This is a genomic window from Enterococcus moraviensis ATCC BAA-383 (assembly GCF_000407445.1).
Lineage (GTDB): Bacteria > Bacillota > Bacilli > Lactobacillales > Enterococcaceae > Enterococcus_L > Enterococcus_L moraviensis.
In genome coordinates this window covers 583051-601532 of record NZ_ASWB01000003.1, presented here as the reverse complement: position 1 = coordinate 601532, position 18482 = coordinate 583051, and the positions used below count along the sequence as shown (strand labels likewise).

At 36.8% G+C, this 18482-nt stretch carries 17 protein-coding genes; 14 read left to right on the top strand and 3 right to left on the bottom strand.

What is annotated here, in order from left to right:
• Positions 1 to 3: 3 nt before the first annotated feature.
• From I586_RS12925 to I586_RS12895, 7 genes are all read left to right on the top strand, one after another.
• Positions 4 to 2580, top strand: a complete 2577-nt coding sequence (locus I586_RS12925; RefSeq protein WP_010766590.1) for a phage tail tip lysozyme — start codon at positions 4 to 6, stop codon at positions 2578 to 2580.
• Complete coding sequence (locus I586_RS12920) at positions 2580 to 3242, top strand: hypothetical protein (RefSeq protein WP_010766589.1); 663 nt, start codon at positions 2580 to 2582, stop codon at positions 3240 to 3242. The genes I586_RS12925 and I586_RS12920 overlap by 1 nt, the downstream gene beginning before the upstream one ends.
• Before the next feature lie 4 nt (positions 3243 to 3246).
• A complete protein-coding gene (locus tag I586_RS12915; protein WP_034702456.1) occupies positions 3247 to 3438 on the top strand; it encodes a hypothetical protein in 192 nt (63 codons plus the stop codon).
• Positions 3428 to 3910, top strand: a complete 483-nt coding sequence (locus tag I586_RS12910; RefSeq protein ID WP_010766588.1) for a hypothetical protein — start codon at positions 3428 to 3430, stop codon at positions 3908 to 3910. Before I586_RS12915 ends, I586_RS12910 begins: the two co-directional genes overlap by 11 nt.
• Positions 3897 to 5627, top strand: coding sequence for a hypothetical protein (locus I586_RS16980; protein WP_010766587.1), 1731 nt, complete (start codon positions 3897 to 3899; stop codon positions 5625 to 5627). Before I586_RS12910 ends, I586_RS16980 begins: the two co-directional genes overlap by 14 nt.
• Before the next feature lie 62 nt (positions 5628 to 5689).
• A complete protein-coding gene (locus I586_RS12900) occupies positions 5690 to 6511 on the top strand; it encodes a hypothetical protein (protein WP_010766586.1) in 822 nt (273 codons plus the stop codon).
• A gap of 229 nt (positions 6512 to 6740) precedes the next feature.
• A complete protein-coding gene (locus I586_RS12895; RefSeq protein ID WP_010766585.1) occupies positions 6741 to 7406 on the top strand; it encodes an ImmA/IrrE family metallo-endopeptidase in 666 nt (221 codons plus the stop codon).
• A gap of 64 nt (positions 7407 to 7470) precedes the next feature.
• On the opposite strand, the gene I586_RS12890 is transcribed toward I586_RS12895, so the two are convergent.
• On the bottom strand, positions 7471 to 9102 hold the full coding sequence (locus I586_RS12890) for an ABC-F family ATP-binding cassette domain-containing protein (protein WP_010766584.1): 1632 nt from the start codon (positions 9100 to 9102) through the stop codon (positions 7471 to 7473).
• Between the two features lie 250 nt (positions 9103 to 9352).
• On the opposite strand from I586_RS12890, the gene I586_RS12885 reads away from it, so the two are divergent.
• The 6 genes from I586_RS12885 to I586_RS12860 all read left to right on the top strand — a co-directional run bounded on the left by I586_RS12885 (position 9353) and on the right by I586_RS12860 (position 16557).
• Positions 9353 to 12250: a sigma-54-dependent transcriptional regulator gene (locus I586_RS12885; RefSeq protein WP_010766582.1), complete on the top strand. Its 2898-nt coding sequence runs from the start codon at positions 9353 to 9355 to the stop codon at positions 12248 to 12250.
• A 252-nt stretch (positions 12251 to 12502) separates the two neighbouring features.
• Positions 12503 to 12997 (top strand): mannose/fructose/sorbose PTS transporter subunit IIB, encoded by a 495-nt coding sequence (locus tag I586_RS12880; protein WP_010766581.1) that lies wholly within the window; start codon positions 12503 to 12505, stop codon positions 12995 to 12997.
• Between the two features lie 284 nt (positions 12998 to 13281).
• Positions 13282 to 14280 (top strand): mannose/fructose/sorbose PTS transporter subunit IIA, encoded by a 999-nt coding sequence (locus I586_RS12875; protein WP_010766580.1) that lies wholly within the window; start codon positions 13282 to 13284, stop codon positions 14278 to 14280.
• A gap of 33 nt (positions 14281 to 14313) precedes the next feature.
• Positions 14314 to 15120 (top strand): PTS mannose/fructose/sorbose transporter subunit IIC, encoded by an 807-nt coding sequence (locus I586_RS12870; RefSeq protein WP_010762081.1) that lies wholly within the window; start codon positions 14314 to 14316, stop codon positions 15118 to 15120.
• A gap of 22 nt (positions 15121 to 15142) precedes the next feature.
• Entirely contained in the window at positions 15143 to 16054 is a 912-nt protein-coding gene (locus I586_RS12865; RefSeq protein WP_010766579.1) for a PTS system mannose/fructose/sorbose family transporter subunit IID, read from the top strand.
• 128 nt (positions 16055 to 16182) lie between these two features.
• Positions 16183 to 16557, top strand: coding sequence for a DUF956 family protein (locus tag I586_RS12860; protein WP_010766578.1), 375 nt, complete (start codon positions 16183 to 16185; stop codon positions 16555 to 16557).
• A gap of 50 nt (positions 16558 to 16607) precedes the next feature.
• Here the strand turns inward: I586_RS12860 and I586_RS12855 are convergent, their stop codons facing one another.
• Positions 16608 to 17414 (bottom strand): DUF1129 domain-containing protein, encoded by an 807-nt coding sequence (locus I586_RS12855; RefSeq protein WP_010766577.1) that lies wholly within the window; start codon positions 17412 to 17414, stop codon positions 16608 to 16610.
• A gap of 2 nt (positions 17415 to 17416) precedes the next feature.
• On the bottom strand, positions 17417 to 17746 hold the full coding sequence (locus I586_RS12850) for a PadR family transcriptional regulator (RefSeq protein ID WP_010766576.1): 330 nt from the start codon (positions 17744 to 17746) through the stop codon (positions 17417 to 17419).
• Between the two features lie 194 nt (positions 17747 to 17940).
• Between I586_RS12850 and I586_RS12845 the strand changes: the two genes are divergently transcribed.
• A complete protein-coding gene (locus I586_RS12845; RefSeq protein ID WP_010766575.1) occupies positions 17941 to 18468 on the top strand; it encodes an HdeD family acid-resistance protein in 528 nt (175 codons plus the stop codon).
• The last annotated feature ends 14 nt before the right edge of the window (positions 18469 to 18482 follow it).

The following is an 18482-nucleotide window of genomic DNA, read 5'->3' as shown; positions in this document are numbered from 1 at the left end:
TAGATGTCAAGCATTGAAACAGCAATTAATTGGATGGATCAACGCAAAGGGAAAGTATCCTACAGTCAAGGGGCTAGATTAGGTCCAAATAGTTACGATTGTAGTTCAGCTGTTTATTATGCGTTGATCGCAGCTGGCGTATTTACTGTCGGTACAATGGGAAATACAGATACTCTATTTGGACACCTTGAAGGCGTTGGCTGGCAGCAAGTAAGTAATCCACAGCGAGGAGATGTTTTTATATGGGGTGTAAGAGGCGCTTCTGGTGGTGACAATGGGCATGCAGGAATATTTGTTGATACTACCTCTATTATTCATTGCAATGCGTTTGCAAATGGGATATCAATTGATAATCATGCATCTAGACTCAGTTATAATGGGAATCCACCAACGACTTTTTACCGCAATCCCAAAGGTTCTAGCGGGTCCACTCCAGCACCAGAAATAACATCAGAGGAAGAGCGGAGAGCTTGGTCGATTGCACAGCTCCTAAATAAATCTGGTTATAATATGATTTCGATTGCGGGTTTATTGGGAAATATTGACGTTGAAACAGGTGGATCAATGAATCCTGATACGGATCAAACACATGGGGGTCCAGCTTATGGACTAGTTCAATGGGATGGCTCTGCCTATCCATTAATAGGCAGCCCAACTTCTAACGGCCGAGAATATGTCCAGCGTATACTCGCTCATGCAGGTATAAACGGAAACTATACAAGTGTAGAAGTCCAAACTCGTTTGATTGATTGGTGCATGTTCAATGGACAATGGATCGGTGTTGTTGAGCCTAAATCTGTGGAAGCATTTAAAAATGCTACAGATGTTGAACAAGCAACACTGGCGTTTCTTAAAAATTTTGAACGAGCGGGGACAGAACATTTTCAAAGAAGAGTAGATGCAGCGAAACGTTGGCATGATTTTTTGAATAAGTTGCCATCTGACCTAGGTGATTTTGAAACATTCGAAACAATGACAAATGTTGGATCATTGGACTTTTTAGGAATCAAAGAAGGGGAAATCCACGCGTCTGGCTGGCATTTTAGCTCAGATAAAGGGGAGCAATATATCGCGTTTATTAATGCTGAAACAGATCAAGAATTAGGTCGAATCAAAGCCGAACCTATCAACCGTCCCGATGTTAAAGAAGCATATCCCAAAGTTATTGGCGTAGATCAATCAGGCTTTGAAGTGAAGTTTAAAGTAGCCAATGGAACTGCCGTCTATGTTAAAGGAATTCGGACGAATGGAACAGCAGTAGATGAACTGATTTTTGATAAGATTATCATTTTTGAACAAGCCTTTGATGTTGAAATCGATCCCTATGCGAAAGGAAATACTAAATTCTTTTTTGAAATTTTAGAGGGCGGAAAAGTCATCAAACGTGGGACTAAAATCCTTAATACGCTTAGTTGGAGTAATGAATTGATGTATGTACCGACAACGCAAATCGTTTTGCCGATAGAATATACGGAATGGATCAATGGACGTGAGGAAATCAAACTATATATCAACAAAAAAGTATTTCATGGAATTGTGACTGGTTATACATTGGACAAAGAAAATGAAACGTTATCTATCGATTTGGCCCATGTGATTTCTGAATGGGAGTACCGCCAAATTTCAACCAATTTAGCTGCTAAAAATCGAACAGTCAATGATATCTATAGTACGTTGGATTTCCGCTATCCAGGCTGGAATGTGAATTATAGACAAGATTCAGCGATGCGTGTGATCGATTATGTCTACAGTCGACAGAATAAATTAGAAGGTTTGACGAAAACATGTGAGTTGACGCCAGATCTTTTTTGGCGTGTTGGGTTTCATTTTGGTCGGGGGCTGGAAATCGGTTCTTTTGGTGAAAAGAAATCGTATCTATTTTCTACAAAACCTAGTAGCAAACAAAATATTCGTATCATTGCTGAACCCACGATTGCACATAGTTTTGATCATGTTATCAATATTGCTACAGTGTATGGAGAAAAATCAGATTCAGGGATGTCGAGTATGAGTTTGAGAGAAATATATGAAAATAGCGCAAGTCAAGATCCTAAATTTCCAGTCTTGATTTTAAGAAAAGGAATCAACAATGAACGAGGATATGATTATATTCAGTTTTCAAAATTAGCTCCGAACGGTAATATCGAGTATTCGGTGATCGACACAGAAAGTATTGCCTTAGAATCAGCTAAAGTAATCGAAGGATCCTTTTCATTCAACGATCTGGCTCCGTTTAATACAAGTGAAGAGACGATTACAGATGAAGATCGTGCCAAAGCGGCTAAAACTGCTTATGATGCAGCAGTGAAAAAATTGAAACAGTCCAGACGTACCTACCAAATTGAGTTGACAGTAGAAGAGCTTCCAGAAGAAATCAATGTTGGTGATAAAATTCGCTTACTGTATGATAACCAATTATTAATGATTGAGGAATGTTCAAATTATATGAAAAAAATCCTGAAAATGGATGACTGGTTTTACATTACAAGTATCAATTATTCAATCGATCAAAGTGGTGTAGAGACGAATAGTGTTGTTTTGGAGAAATTCTTAAAAGTAGATAGGGAGGGTGGTCAGTAATGCAAATGTCATATGATTCAGCTCTGAATAAGATGGCTGAACGAATCGCTGATCGAACAAGTGAAAGTAGACAAGGTCAGCTTCAACGACGAAATCAAGTAGTCGATATTTACGGAATGGAATTTACGCGGCAGGGTGATACCGATCATCCTGCCACTTTTTATATCTCTGTTAGCCCAGACTTGATTTATTATGAACGATTTGAATTCAAAATCATTATCCAGCCGTTTGCTATGCCGGTTGGTTCAGGTGGTGCAACAGGCTCAACAGTTGTTCAGGTTGGTGAGACAAGCTTAACGGTAAACCCAAATACCATTAGTCCCAATCCTCATAAACATACGACAGAGCCTCATAACCATTCACTGAGTGCAGGTATCTCTTTATTTACTAGTAGCGTGTCTGATTTTGAAGTTTGGATCGAAGGAATCGATGTTACACCTTATTTGAAGGCACAATACAATGGTTCATGGATCGAAGGAGAAGGGGTATTCCCAAGTAAAGGCTTGTCTAACTATGATTTGCTGAAAGCCGTGGGGTTTATGCCAACTTGGCAACGGGGCGCTATTTTAACACCTGGTTATAAAAAAGTAGAACTGAAAGGGACTGGGATTTTCAATGCAACGTTAGTGAACTATTTAAAGTATTCCCATGTAAATCGGTGATGATATGAATAAATATGAGCAACAAGCGCAAAAAATGAAGAACCATTTACAACACCATCCTAAAGATTATCAAACAGTAATCAGTCTTTTTAAAGTCGAAAGTGACGCTATTTTCTATGAACAACAACAAAGTAAACATCTTATGCTAAAAGAGATTGCAAAATATCAGAAAAAAGGGGATTCTCATGGAAAATAAACATTCAACGGACGGTATCGCAGAAGATCTGATCAGAAGCTTTGTTCAAGTTGCAAGTGCCGAAATGCATGCCAAAACCTTACTGGAAAAACGAGTGTCAGAATTAGAAAATGGGTTGATAGATTTAGAAACAGATCTTGAGTCACAATTACAAAAAATCGCTGACTTTAAAGAAGAAATCATCACCTTAGCTGAAGTAAGGCGAACGGACATGCTCTACCTTTTTGAACTATATGGAAGTCGTGGGGATAAAGAGAAATGGTGTACAGTAAAACATTTGGCAATGGCGATGATGACAGCGTTTGAAGCGTGGCAAGCAAGTGATCATGATGAAGTGTTATTATCCGCTGCATTAACTAAAAACAAATTATTCATAAAAGCTATAACTCAATTTTTAGGCGTTGAAATAACAGAATGTGCTGCATGCTTTGCAGATATTATAAAAGGAGGAGAAAACGTTGACGAAACCTAAAATTTGTAACGACAACAAGAAACAGCCCTCAGTCCAAGATTTTTGCGATTTTGGAGACTGGGAAGTTCCTGTAAAAAATTTATCAGATATCAAAGAACCAAACCGAGACCATGCGTATATTTTACCAGATAATTCTGTTTGGGTATTGTCTCATGATGGTAAGAATTTTATCCAGATAAACCTTGGAGAAGGATCTGGCGATAGCCAACCAACTCAAATTGAAAATAATGATGGATTTATTTCTGTTGATAGAAGCGGAACGTATGATGTTTCGGTCGATTTGGATATGAAAAAAGTTACTGAAACGTTAAAACCTGAATTTCAAGTGAGCAAAATTACTGCAGATGATGGGTCTGCAGAGCTTGTTGTAACTGCACCAGAAACTATATTAGGTAAAGTTGTAACTGCGGGGGCAGGGTTTAAAACTGGTTTTGCCAATCCAGCAGTAGCAGATGCACCAACAGTGGATGGAGAAATAAGATTTTTATCAAGTATGATCCAATCAGATGGAGGCAGTGTTATAGCACTGGATAAATCTGGTAATGTATACAGTCGGATGATATCGTCCAATAAATGGTCCTCCGCAGATTGGCGACAGTTTGCTCGAGTTGATTTGGCTCAAATGATTAAAGTTACTAAAGACACTGGTGCTCAAGTTGTTACCGCTGGTGGGAATGTCACACTATTACAAACGATATTGGGGCAAGGAATCGGATTTCGTGCTATTTCAGCAGCCCCCTCTGCGACAGATAATCCTACAAATCAAGCTTTGCGAGGTACGGCACTTATGAATTCATCAACTTCAGGAAACTTTATTGGTCTGTCTGAAGATGGCATTCATTATTCGAGAGCTATTTCTGCTGGAAAGTGGGTTGGTGAATGGAACAAGTCAGGATCAACTATTGATTCAGTGTCAGATACTCAATATTGGGTAAGCTTTAATGCAGCTTATACACAAATAAATGTAAGTGCGATTGGAGATAAGACGAATAGAGTGCTTTACCTTGCGGGGAAATACTATGCTGGTGGAGGGAGATACGAAGAGGAATTTGATACCACTTATTGGTATATAGATTTTGATCTTGCAAAAGCTGATATTATCTCTAATCTTGTCGTCTATCGTGATGTTAATAAAAAACGAATAGATTATGAGTACAACCTAGAAAATGATATCAATATAGTGAAACTAAAAAATAAAAAAATTCTCACGTATGGCGGTTTAACAACGACGACCAACACTGAGAAGGTACTAGGTTTGTCCACGAATAGCTTAAATTTAGGTACTTTATCAAGTGATTTTTCGTATTTTATCATTCAAAGTCTGAACTTCTTTACTATTAAGCTCAGAGTTGAGGGAGGATTTTACTTTGAACCTAAAAAGGGAAGCATTGTAAGGACACAAAATTTCAAAAATAGACCACAAATAACTAGGGGATTAAAAGAGTCCTTTGCTTTTGACGTCGCTGCTAAGGGTGATCCTGGCAATGGCGGTGGAGAGTACAAAAATTATACAATTACCGGTTACTATCAAATGATAAAAAATACAGCAGATGACAGCTATGATTTTAGCTTAGTGCTGACTGGTATGTTTGATTGGATGGCGGATATACCTAATACAGATAATTCAATTTTAAGCGATAAAAATAATGTTTTTTCCACCTCATATGTTGGTAAAGAGTATGAGTTTGTTGTGAGACAAAAAACAGTATTTTTATAGTATAAATGGAAAAATACTACTGGTACTAGATAATATAAAGGTACTACTAAAGGAGGAAAAAAATGAAACCAAAAATTTGTAACAATAATGATAAACAGCCCTCAGTCCCAGATTTTTGTGATTTTGGTGACTGGGAAGTTCCTGTAAAAAACTTATCAGATATCAAAGAGCCAAACCGAGACCATGCGTATATTTTACCAGATAACTCAGTTTGGGTATTATCGCATGATGGAAAGACATTTACTACAATCAATAGTGGGGGCAATGGTAACACTCAACCAACACAATTCAATAATACAGATGGTTATCTGCATATCAGTGGCAGTGGTACGTATAATGTTACGACAGATTTAAACACAGAAAAAGTTGTTGAACTGGTCAAAGAAAAGGTAGAGATTCCCCAAATTAAAATTGCGACAGACAAAGCTGTAGGAATTGTAAAGCCAGATAATCGTACGATTACAGTGGATGAAGCAGGAACTCTGACGGTTCTTAGCGACGATTCTAACTATATAAATAAATCAGACGCGGTCTTATTTGACGAGACAGGATTTTTTGCTATTGAAGATAGTAATGTTATCAAACAAAATCAAACTGTTTACTTTAGTGTGAATTTAATCAGTATCTTAGCATTTTCATTTCCAAGAAATGCTAAGTTTAAAATCGGCAAATTAATAGATCCAGATCTGTTTCCAAAGACTAGATTGGCTGTCAATATGGTAACAGAAAACCCAAGTACAGCAATTTATGCTAACACGGCCATTACCATTGAGAAAAATGGCGATATTATGTTAGTGAACACATCCGACGTTGGAATCGGCTCTGCTTACAATTTTCGATTTGGAAATACCCATTTAATTAATTTGACTTATGTTACTGTATAAAATCGGTAGAGAGATTAAGAAAATTTAAAGATAAAAAACGTGATATTTAGAAAAAATCGTTATTTTTTAATAGAATTTATCATAATAAGAAACAAAAATAGGTCTTAGGTCTGATTACAGAAATATTACAAATAGATTACGATTGATTTACAAAAAGGAATTTATAAAAGTAAAATGTGTAAGTGATAAAGCACAAGGTGAAGAATAAGGAATAAGGTGGGGATGGTAGATGTTCAAATACTTGAAAGAATATGTTGATTTTTCTGTTAGAGTAAATGATTATATTTCAACGATTATGTTAGATAATGAGATAAGTTGTGAGAGTTACAATTATTCTCGCATATGGAAGCTGATGCAATCTCAAGGAGCAGTAATCAGAGGGTTTCAATTTAATGATATCGCAAGTGAGCAGATCGCCGGGCTACTCATACAAGATCCATTAGAAACCACAATCGGATTCAATCGAGAGCTAGATGAAAAAAGTAAAAATTTTATAATTAGTCATGAAATTACCCATTATTTGTTTCATATGGATAAACAAAATCAGCTTTTTTATGATACAGTGAGGGACATACGATCATGTGAGCACAAGCAACTACAGGAATTTCAAGCCAACATAGGTGCCTCTATAATTTTGGTTCCAGATAGAGTATTATTCTATTCTTTAAAAAAAGGCTGGGATCTTTCGCAAATATCTGATAGTTTCGGCATCTCAGAGGACCATTTAGTTATGCGTTTGATTCAGATGATGCAGGCAAATTTAGGCTTATCATTTAGAACTGCGAAAAAACATACTGATCTATTCTGTGGTACAGGAAGGGTGACCTCAGTTCAACTTGCTACGAAGTTAGAGTACCAAATAGAAAGGCCAAACTATTTTACTGAAATAGTTTAAAATAACAAAAAAGCTATAAAGAGGAGATGAGTGTGACTCTATCCTCTTTATAGACATTTAAAAATTAATATTCACCAGAAAACAGTTCATCCAATTGTTTTTGAACGTCTTTATTTTCCAAGAATTCGTCATATGTTGTGTCTGCACGATCGACAACACCTTTGTCAGAAACGGCGATGATACGATTTGCTAATGTTTGAATAAATTGGTGGTCATGTGATGCAAATAGAATTGCACCAGTGAAGGCCATCAAACCATCATTCAAAGCAGTAATCGATTCTAAATCTAAGTGATTCGTTGGATCATCTAAAACAAGGACATTTGATTTAGACAGCATCAATTTAGATAACATTACACGAACTTTTTCGCCCCCAGAAAGCACGTTAACTGATTTCAGTACGTCTTCCCCAGAGAATAACATTCTTCCTAAGAATCCACGTAAGAACGTATTATCATCTTCTTCTTTACTTGCAAATTGGCGTAACCAATCTAAAATCGTCAAATCAGTATCGAAGTCTTTGCTATTGTCTTTCGGTAAGTATGCTTGGGTTGTTGTAACACCCCAACGAACGCTACCAGTATCAGGTGTAATTTCACCCATGATGACTTTGAATAACGTTGTTGTAACGATATCATTATCTGCAATGAACGCTACCTTATCTACGTTATTTAGAGAGAAAGAAATATTATCTAAAATCTTTTTACCATCGATCGTTACAGAAACATTTTCTACGTGTAGTAGATCATTTCCGATTTCTCTATCTGGAGTGAAACCAACAAATGGGTAGCGGCGTGATGATGGTTGAATATCATCTAAGGTAATTTTGTCCAACATTTTTTTACGAGAAGTTGCTTGTTTTGATTTCGATGCATTGGCACTGAAACGAGCGATAAAGTCTTGCAACTCTTTGATTTGTTCTTCTTTTTTTGCGTTAGCATTTGATTGTAATTTCGCAGCTAATTGGCTTGATTCCAACCAAAAGTCATAGTTACCAACATATAATTTAATTTTTCCGAAATCAAGATCGGCCATATGCGTACATACTTTATTTAAAAAGTGACGGTCATGGGAAACGACGATAACGGTATTTTCAAAGTTGATCAAAAATTCTTCTAACCAGTTGATTGAACGAGTGTCCAAACCATTGGTCGGCTCGTCTAATAGTAAAACATCAGGTTTACCAAATAGTGATTGAGCAAGTAATACTTTGACTTTTTGACCCGCTGTCAATTCACTCATTTTTTGGTCATGTAGACTTTCAGGGATGTTCAATCCTTGTAGTAAAACAGCTGCTTCAGGTTCAGCTTCCCAACCATCTAACTCAGCAAATTCCCCTTCAAGCTCAGCTGCTTTGATCCCATCTTCATCAGTGAAATCTTCTTTCATGTAAACAGCATCTTTTTCTTTCATTACTTCATACAAGCGTTTGTGACCCATGATAACTGTTTCTAAAACTGTATTCTCTTCAAAGTCAAAGTGATTTTGTTTCAAAATAGCTAAACGTTCATCAGGACCTAAAGCAACATTTCCAGTTGTTGGTTGGATATCACCAGATAAAATCTTTAAGAATGTTGATTTACCAGCGCCATTAGCCCCAATTAAACCGTAACAGTTACCAGGCGTGAATTTAATATTTACATCATCAAAAAGTTTGCGGTCTGAAAATAGCAAACTTACATCATTTACAGTAATCAATTGTTTTCCTCACTTCATATAGAATAGTTAAACCTCTCTGCATTATAGCGAGGAAACCCATATTTTTCAAGGAATTTCAGACTTTTTCAGAAATACCTTATAGTTTTTACTAAAATGAAGCTACTTTAGAAAATAGAGTGTTTCATGTGGAACATTCTAATGAAAGAGCAATTAGTGTACTTTTTTAGCGATACACTGTATGATACACATGAAATTAGTGTATCGTTTGAGTTTGAAAGGAGAGATACAGATGAAACGCATCGAACGAATTTATCTTTATGTAAAAGAGCAGACGGAAAATTTAACGCCTAGTGATGTTTCTTTAGGTAGCGGTGTGACAACAGGCGATGTTTCAGATGCTTTAGATATCCAAAGAACCAATGCTAGTAAAGACTTAAATCAACTTGTTCGAGAAGGATTATTAGACAAGACGGAAGGACGACCAGTCAAATATGTCGACAAAGCTATTTTTAAATATGAACCGTTAACCAAGCCAGTTAAAAGCTACCGGGAACATAGTCTAGTTGAGGATCATGCAGCACGTATGGACCATATACATAAACCATCAAAAAAATTTGCTGGGGAAGATATTTTTAAAGGTATGATTGGTTCAACAGGCAGTATGAGAACACCTGTGGAACAAGCAAAAGCTGCAATATTGTACCCGCCCAAAGGATTAAATTGTTTGATTACAGGACCGACTGGTTCTGGAAAAACCTATTTTGCACATGCAATGTTTCAGTTTGCATTATTGAACCATGTGGTTGCGCCTGATAAAAAGTTAGTTGTTTTTAATTGTGCGGACTATGCACATAATCCAGAATTGTTGATGTCTCACTTGTTTGGGTATGCTGAAGGAGCCTTTACTGGTGCGACAAAGGCTAAGGAAGGGATCATCCACGAAGCAGATGGCAGTATTTTATTTTTAGATGAAGTTCATCGCTTACCGCCAGAAGGACAAGAAATGGTCTTTTATTTCATGGATCACGGAACGTATTCAAGATTAGGGGAAACGGTCAAAAATCGTCGAGCAGATGTCCGCATTATTTGTGCAACCACTGAAAATCCAACCTCTTCTTTGCTAAATACGTTTGTCCGCAGAATTCCAATCATCATTCAGTTACCTAATTTTATTGATCGACCAGCGAAAGAAAAAATTGATTTATTAAGAGTAATGATTTCAATGGAAGCAGCCCGTATTCAAAAGAAAATCTCCTTATCAGAAGATGTTGTAAAGGCTCTAATAGGAAGTGTTTCTTATGGAAATGTCGGTCAATTAAAATCGAATGTTCAACTCGTAACGGCTAGAGGATTTTTAAATCATATCGATCAAGAGGAACTAGGGATTACCATTGATGAACTAACAGATAGTATCAAAGAAGGCATGATGCAACTCGCTAGCAATCGCGAGGCGCTGGCAGAGCTATCAAAATATTTAGAGCCACAAATGATCGTCACACCAAATGAACCGTTAGTCACAATTCAATCTGATTCATATGAGTTACCGTATAATTTATATGAGATCATCGGAGATAAAGCGGCTTTATTAAAAGAAGATGGGCTAGAGCAAGAAGTGATCAATAATTTTATTACCACAGATATCAATGTACATTTGAAGTCCTTCTATAAGGATCATGGGTTTACGTTTGATACTGAAAATAAATTAGCCGAGATCGTTGATCAGCGGATTATTGATGTCACAAAAGAAATCTATAACTTCGCGAAGCAAAAACTAAATTATAATTTTCAATCTAATTTTATTTATGCAATGAGTTTACATATCAGCTCCTTTTTAAAACGAATTCAAAATGGTGAAGAACGGCAACATCAATTAAATGAAAATATCAGAAATATGGTATTGGATTATCCCATAGAGTTTGAGACAGCCGAAGAAATCAAGCGGATCATCGAAATTAATTATCAAATGAAGATACCTGAATTTGAAACGTATTACTTAGCGGTTTTACTGATTTCGTTAAGAGAAAATAAAGATGCAGGACGGATCGGGATCGTGGTTGCGGCTCACGGGAAAAGTACAGCAACAAGCATGGTGCAAGTAGTATCTCAACTGTTGAACGTTGATAATCTAAGAGCGGTCGATATGCCTTTAGAGATGCAGCCAAAAGAAGCACTTCGCCAAATCGTCAATGTGGTGAAAGAAGTTAATGAAGACAGCGGTGTGATCTTGTTAGTCGATATGGGGTCATTGGCCACATTTTCTGACGAAATAATCCGTCAAACAGGGATCGAGGTGCGCACAGTTGATATGGTCACCACACCGATAGTCCTAGAGACAGCTCGAAAAACAACACTGATCGATACACAATTAGATACGTTGTATGAGTCGTTGAAAAACTTCCAAGGTTATGCGGACATCCACCAAGAAAGAGAACTTGATTCTTTAGATCCTTGGAAAAAACGAGTAATAATAGCCATTTGTGCATCTGGAGAAGGAACGGCTAGACGAATGAAAGAAATGATCGAAGCAGCTGTGACACCACAAATTGGTTTGGAGTTGGAAGTGTTGCCTTTATCCATTATTGATATGAAAGAGCAACTTGTTACGATTCAAGAAGAATATCGTGTGATTGCAACAACTGGGATCACCGATCCTAAAATTGCAGCACCTTTTATTCCAATGGAAACTTTCTTCTCTGGTGAAGCAGAATCTGTGATCAATCAGTTATTGATAGACAGTGACGTTTATGTAGAAGCAAGTGAATTGGATGAAGTGGCAGCTAAAAAACTCTGTATCGATTACATGGAAGAAAGTTTTACCTTTATCAATCCCAAAAAAGTGATTGATCCTCTTTGGGAATTTACAGACATCATCCGAACAAAGTTAGACCTTCAGTTAGACTATTCTTTTTATGTTAATCTAGTTATGCATTTGGCGGGGATGTTGGAAAGGGTACTGCAACACGATACATTATCGCTGACAGAAGAGGAATTGAAGCAAATAACAGCTGAACCTAGCTATGAAATTGTCATGAAAGCAGCTTTATACCTCAAGCAAGTATTCAAACTAGAATTGCCGATGGAGGAAGTGTATTATATCATCCAACTGATCAAGAATACGCAATTGAATCAAATACAAAATACAGAAGATACACTAGAAGCAATACAGAAAGAAGATACACTATTTTAGTGTATCTTCTTTCTGTATTTTCTTAAAAAAGTCCTTAGTTTTTCTGTTGTTTTAACAATACACTATTTTTGGCACGATAATTGCTTTAAATAAGTCAGTAGGTGAAATCTGCCTATTGTTCAATTGCTCAACTTTCCTGATTTAGTCGATTCTATAGTCTTTATTTTGGTAAAAAAAAGTTAATCGTAGTATTTTATTACTAATATAGTGAGAATTTACGGATCAGAGTAATGATAAGAAGGAGAACAATACATGATGGATATTCGTTTGGTACGAATAGATGACCGTTTGATCCATGGTCAAGTAGCGACTGTCTGGACCAAAAGTACCAATGTAAACCGGATTTTAGTCATTAGTGATGCCGTTGCGCACGATACACTAAGAAAGGCGTTATTAGTACAAGCAGCGCCGCCTGGTGTAAAAGTAAATGTCATTACTGTTGAAAAGATGATCGATATTTTTTCAGATGATCGTTTTGACAGCTTAAAGGTAATGTTGTTGTTCACAAACCCAAAAGATGTACAACGAGTGGTTGAAGGTCACGTCGTATTTAACTCTGTAAATATTGGTGGAATGAGTTTTACGAGTGGCAAACGGATGATCACAAATGCAGTTGCGGTTAATCAAGAGGATATTGATGCATTCAATTATTTACATCATCAAGGGATTGCGTTAGAAATCCGGAAAGTGGTTGCGGACAACCAAGTAGATTTGATGGAATTGCTGAAAAAAGAGCAGTTAGTATGATTCTTTTTTCAGATTCTATATAAATGAAAATGACTGACTCAATGTTAAATGTCGTAACTTGTGGATAGAATTGGAAGGAGTGATCCAATCGATCAAAGTTGATACATGTAGTGGTCGTTTAGTAGTAAGTACTCATCAAAAATCATCTAACAGATCGTAAGAAGCGATTGAGAACACAAGCTGAGTAACGCATTTTTTCTTTTTATATTTTCTAGTATGTGTTTTCATCTGTGAAGCTGGTTGTGGTGAAAAGTAATTGAAAAAAATATAGGAGGTATCAAATTATGGTAGGAATTATTATTGCTAGCCATGGGGAGTTTGCTCAAGGCATTTTACAATCCGGTTCCATGATTTTTGGCGAACAGGAAAAAGTACAAGCAGTTGTATTGATGCCTAGCGAAGGCCCAGATGATTTAAAAGCCAAATTAAAAGCAGCAATCGCAACGTTTGAAGAAGAAGACGAAGTATTGTTCTTAGTCGATTTATGGGGAGGAACACCGTTTAACCAAGCAAACAGTTTGTTTGAAGAACATAAAGACAAATGGGCAATCGTTAGTGGTTTGAACTTGCCAATGTTGATCGAAGCCTATGCGTCTCGTTTCTCAATGAATTCTGCTCAAGAAATCGCAACACATATTCTTGAAACAGCTAAAGAAGGCGTAAGAATCAAACCTGAAGAGTTAGAACCTGCTGAAGCACCAAAAGCTGTTGTAGAAGATACTCAGCCAAAAGGTGCATTACCTGAAGGTACAGTTGTCGGTGACGGCAAAATCAAATTCGTTTTAGCTCGTGTCGATTCTCGTTTACTACATGGTCAAGTAGCAACAGCTTGGACAAAATCAGTTTTACCAAATCGAATTATCGTTGTATCAGATGCTGTTTCTAAAGATGATCTTCGTAAAAAATTGATTGAACAAGCCGCTCCTCCAGGCGTAAAAGCGAACGTTATTCCGATTAGTAAAATGATTGAAATTTCAAAAGATCCACGTTTTGGGAATACAAAAGCATTATTGCTATTTGAAAATCCAGAAGATGTGGTAAAAGTAGTTGAAGCAGGCGTAGATATCAAAGAAGTAAACGTTGGTTCTATGGCACATTCAGTCGGTAAAGTAGTCGTAAGTAAAGTATTATCAATGGGACAAGAAGACGTTGAAGCTTTTGAGAAATTAGAAGATCTAGGTATTAAATTTGACGTTCGTAAAGTTCCAAATGATTCTAAGGCTAATATGGATGAAATTCTTAAAAAAGCGAAACATGAGTTAGCAGAAGCACACTCAAAATAATTCAAAAATTCAAATGAAAATAGGAGGCTTATCATGTCTATTATAACAATTATTTTAGTAATTTTAGTTGCCTTTCTAGCTGGTATGGAAGGAATTCTAGATGAATTTCAATTTCACCAACCGTTAGTGGCATGTACCTTAATCGGTTTAGTAACAGGTAACTTGGAAGCTGGGATCGTTCTTGGCGGAACATTGCAAATGATCGCACTTGGTTGGGCGAACATCGGAGCCGCAGTAGCACCGGATGCAGCGTTAGCATCTGTTGCATCAGCAATTATTTTAGTATTAGGCGGACAAGGTGTTAAAGGTGTTCCATCAGCAATCGCGATTGCGGTACCACTTGCAGTAGCAGGTCTTTTCTTAACAATGATCGTTCGTACACTTGCTGTACCGATCGTGCATATGATGGATGCAGCGGCTGAAAAAGGCGATATCAGAAAAATTGAAATGTTGCACATTTTAGCAGTATGTATGCAAGGGATTCGTATTGCAATTCCAGCAGCAGCTCTTTTATTCATTCCAGCAGAAACAGTGCAATCAGCATTAGAATCAATGCCAGCATGGTTAACTGAAGGTATGGCAATCGGTGGTGGTATGGTCGTAGCTGTAGGTTACGCATTAGTAATCAACATGATGGCAACCAAAGAAGTATGGCCATTCTTTATCATTGGTTTCGTTGTAGCAGCAATTTCTCAATTAACATTGATCGCACTTGGTGCTTTAGGTGTAGCTTTAGCGTTAATCTACTTGAACCTTTCTAAAATGGGTGGTTCTTCAAATGGTAGCGGCGGTGGAAGCAATACTGGTGATCCACTGGGCGATATCTTGAACGACTATTAAAACAAGAGGAGGAGAAAGAGACATGGCAGAAAAAATTGAATTAACAAAAAAAGATCGTTTAGCCGTTGCATGGCGCTCTACATTCATCCAAGGTTCTTGGAACTATGAACGTATGCAAAATGGTGGTTGGGCATTTTCAATGATCCCAGCGATCAAAAAATTATATAAAACAAAAGAAGATCGTGCGTCTGCACTAAAACGTCACTTAGAGTTCTTTAACACACACCCATACATTGCTTCCCCAATTCTTGGTGTAACATTAGCTCTTGAAGAAGAACGTGCCAATGGCGCTCCTGTTGATGATGTAGCAATTCAAGGGGTTAAAGTTGGGATGATGGGACCTTTGGCTGGTGTAGGTGATCCAGTGTTCTGGTTTACTGTTCGTCCGATGTTAGGTGCACTAGGTGCTTCACTGGCAATTGGTGGAAATATCTTAGGCCCAATCATTTTCTTCGTCGCTTGGAACTTAATTCGTTGGTCATTTATGTGGTATACACAAGAATTCGGTTATAAAGCTGGTTCTAAGATCACAGAAGACCTTTCAGGCGGATTATTGCAAGATGTAACAAAAGGTGCTTCGATCCTCGGTATGTTCGTCCTGGCAGCCTTAGTACAGCGGTGGGTATCGATCAAGTTTATCCCAATCGTTTCTACGGTTAAGTTAGATAAAGGCGCGTATGTTGAATGGGACAAACTGCCAATCAATGGCGAAGGTCTACAAAAAGCCTTTGAAGAAGTTGGCTCAGGTAAAGCTCTTTCTGCAATGAAAGTCACAACATTACAAAATAACTTGGATCAATTGATTCCTGGTTTAGCAGCGTTATTACTTACATTCTTGTGTATGTGGTTATTGAAGAAAAAAGTTTCTCCAATCGTTATCATTCTTGGTTTGTTTGTAGTAGGCGTGTTAGGTCACGTAGTCGGATTACTATAATTTGTCTGTGCGTTTTATGCTTGGGATGAAGCCAGTTGGTTTTGTCCCAAGTTTCATTTACATAGCTTAATTGGGTGAAAACACATATAATGGAGACTATAGATCACGGAAGAAATGGAGCAGATAGAATGGTTCAATCACTGAATACTAAGGTAGATTTCATAACGGATGCCACCGCTTTTACGGGACTTACGGATTATGGGAAGATTATGATCGGCGATAAAGGTTTTGAATTTTATAATTCTCGTGATACTCGAAAATTCGTTCAAATTCCGTGGGAAGAAGTTGATTATGTGATCGCTTCTGTCATGTTTAAAGGGAAATGGATTCCGCGTTACGCTATCCAGACAAAGAAAAATGGTACGTTTACCTTTTCTTCTAAGCAACCGAAAAAAGTACTAAGAGAAATGCAAGAATATGTCGCACCAGATCATATGGTACAGTCATTAGGATTTTTTGATGTCATCAAACGAGCATTTAAAACGATGGGGAAGAAAAAATAAAAATATAGGAGCCAAAACGTTATTGTTTTTGGCTCCTGTATTTTTTTATATCAATTCTTTTTTTCCTGCATATAAAGTTGAACAGAAGGAAGGACAAACATCAACAGCAATAATAGTGTGGAAAAAATAGTTTTACTAGCTAAAGAGAATGTCGTCGGATTGACTAGTCCTATTAAAATGGTCAATTCAAAAACGGCGAGAATAACGGTTGGGACAGCATCTAAAAAACTAGTTTTTTCTAAATAGTATCCTACTAAAATGATTCCAGAAAAAATCAGTAGAATGAAAGCAAACAGTTGATGAGAAAGAATCACTGTTTTCCCTATTCCGTTCATTTTATTATCGATGACTGGTACTAGAAAAGTCGCTACCCAACACATAAAAGCTGATAAGGCGAAAGAATAACTCGCTTTTTTTGAGAAACTGCTGTATTTCACGGCGGCAAGTATAAAAACGATTGCTAGGGCCAATAATAAAATCGGAAGACCTGTTTTGAAGAAACTGACAACGATCACAGGTTCCAAGAGAAGTGTAAATAAATTGAATTGAAGGAGCAAAATAAAAACCATCAAGACAAATTTCATTAAATCCTTGCCTGAATTGTTTGGTAATTCCGCTAAAATAGCATCACTGATTTCTTTCGGATTTTTACCGAAAAATACGTGTGCTGAAGTACCGTTTTTTTGGGCATCGAGAATATCTTGTAAAATATCTAAGAGAATTTCTTCAGTCTGTTTTTCCTTCTTATTCATGTTTACTCGGATGTAAACTAAAATCTCTTCATAGTATTTTTTATTTTCTGGATTCAGTTGTTTTCTTAGCTGATTATTTTGTTCGACTAATTCTTTTGCATTCATTTTCAACCCTCATTTTCTTTTTCAATAATATTGTTTACACCTGTGGAAATCACAGTCCATTGTTTTTCAAATTGCTGTAAATAAGCTTCGCCTGATGGCGTTAAAGTGTAATATTTTCGTTTCGGCCCTTCTGAGGAAGGACGCATTTCACCTAAGATTAATTGTTGTTTTTGAAGCTTGAGTAAAATTGGATAAATACTTCCTTCGCTGACCATATTTAAGCCATAGGTTGATAACAGAGTAATCATTTCATATCCGTAGACTGTCTTTTTTTGAATGATTTTTAAGATACAACCTTCGAGTAATCCTTTTAGCATTTGGGTAGTATCCAAATGAGCGCCTCCTTTTGAATGAGTAACTTGTAATACAATATACCAAGAATCTACTATGTTGTAAAGCAATATAGTGGGATGATTTATCGGTGATGTAATAGTATTTCTTATTTTTTTAAACCTTTTGCTTTGACCTTGTCATTTTTTAGGAGTACCATAAAATTGTAGATAGAATTAAAAAGGAGCGAGATAGTATGAAGGAAACAAGCAGAAGAGGTATAGACTGGGGTTCTATGATTTTAGGAATTCTATTTGTTTTAACAGCATTAGTATCATTTCAAGATCCAGCTGGCAATTTGATTGCGATTGTGATGGTATTTGCGTTATTTGCGATTTTAAAAGGAATTTTCGAAATATTTGTTCGCAACAGATTAAAAGAATTAACAGGATATAAGGCCTATGCACCAATTATTTTAGGTGTGATCGATATCATTATTGGGGTTTATTTCTTATTTAACTTAAATATCGGCGTTGCAGCATTACCATTTATTTTTGCAGTCTGGTTTATTTTAGACTCTGTATTCGGGTTATTTGCGTTAGATTTGGCAAAATCCGTTAGTCCTGGATACTTTTGGTTTACATTAGTTGTAGATATTTTAGGGATTATTTTAGGAGTCATGTTATTGATGAACCCGTTATCTTCAGCATTAACATTGAGCTTTCTAGTTGGCTTTTATTTTATGCTTTTTGGTATCACACATATCGTATACGCATTTAGATAAAACAAGGAGGAACA

Bases quoted from the DNA above. Each gene is read 5' to 3' on its own strand.
- I586_RS12925 (WP_010766590.1), top strand. From the start codon at position 4: ATGTCAAGCATTGAAACAGCAATTAATTGGATGGATCAACGCAAAGGG.
- I586_RS12920 (WP_010766589.1), top strand. From the start codon at position 2,580: ATGCAAATGTCATATGATTCAGCTCTGAATAAGATGGCTGAACGAATC.
- I586_RS12915 (WP_034702456.1), top strand. From the start codon at position 3,247: ATGAATAAATATGAGCAACAAGCGCAAAAAATGAAGAACCATTTACAA.
- I586_RS12910 (WP_010766588.1), top strand. From the start codon at position 3,428: ATGGAAAATAAACATTCAACGGACGGTATCGCAGAAGATCTGATCAGA.
- I586_RS12900 (WP_010766586.1), top strand. From the start codon at position 5,690: ATGAAACCAAAAATTTGTAACAATAATGATAAACAGCCCTCAGTCCCA.
- I586_RS12895 (WP_010766585.1), top strand. From the start codon at position 6,741: ATGTTCAAATACTTGAAAGAATATGTTGATTTTTCTGTTAGAGTAAAT.
- I586_RS12885 (WP_010766582.1), top strand. From the start codon at position 9,353: ATGAAACGCATCGAACGAATTTATCTTTATGTAAAAGAGCAGACGGAA.
- I586_RS12880 (WP_010766581.1), top strand. From the start codon at position 12,503: ATGATGGATATTCGTTTGGTACGAATAGATGACCGTTTGATCCATGGT.
- I586_RS12875 (WP_010766580.1), top strand. From the start codon at position 13,282: ATGGTAGGAATTATTATTGCTAGCCATGGGGAGTTTGCTCAAGGCATT.
- I586_RS12870 (WP_010762081.1), top strand. From the start codon at position 14,314: ATGTCTATTATAACAATTATTTTAGTAATTTTAGTTGCCTTTCTAGCT.
- I586_RS12865 (WP_010766579.1), top strand. From the start codon at position 15,143: ATGGCAGAAAAAATTGAATTAACAAAAAAAGATCGTTTAGCCGTTGCA.
- I586_RS12860 (WP_010766578.1), top strand. From the start codon at position 16,183: ATGGTTCAATCACTGAATACTAAGGTAGATTTCATAACGGATGCCACC.
- I586_RS12855 (WP_010766577.1), bottom strand. From the start codon at position 17,414: ATGAATGCAAAAGAATTAGTCGAACAAAATAATCAGCTAAGAAAACAA.
- I586_RS12845 (WP_010766575.1), top strand. From the start codon at position 17,941: ATGAAGGAAACAAGCAGAAGAGGTATAGACTGGGGTTCTATGATTTTA.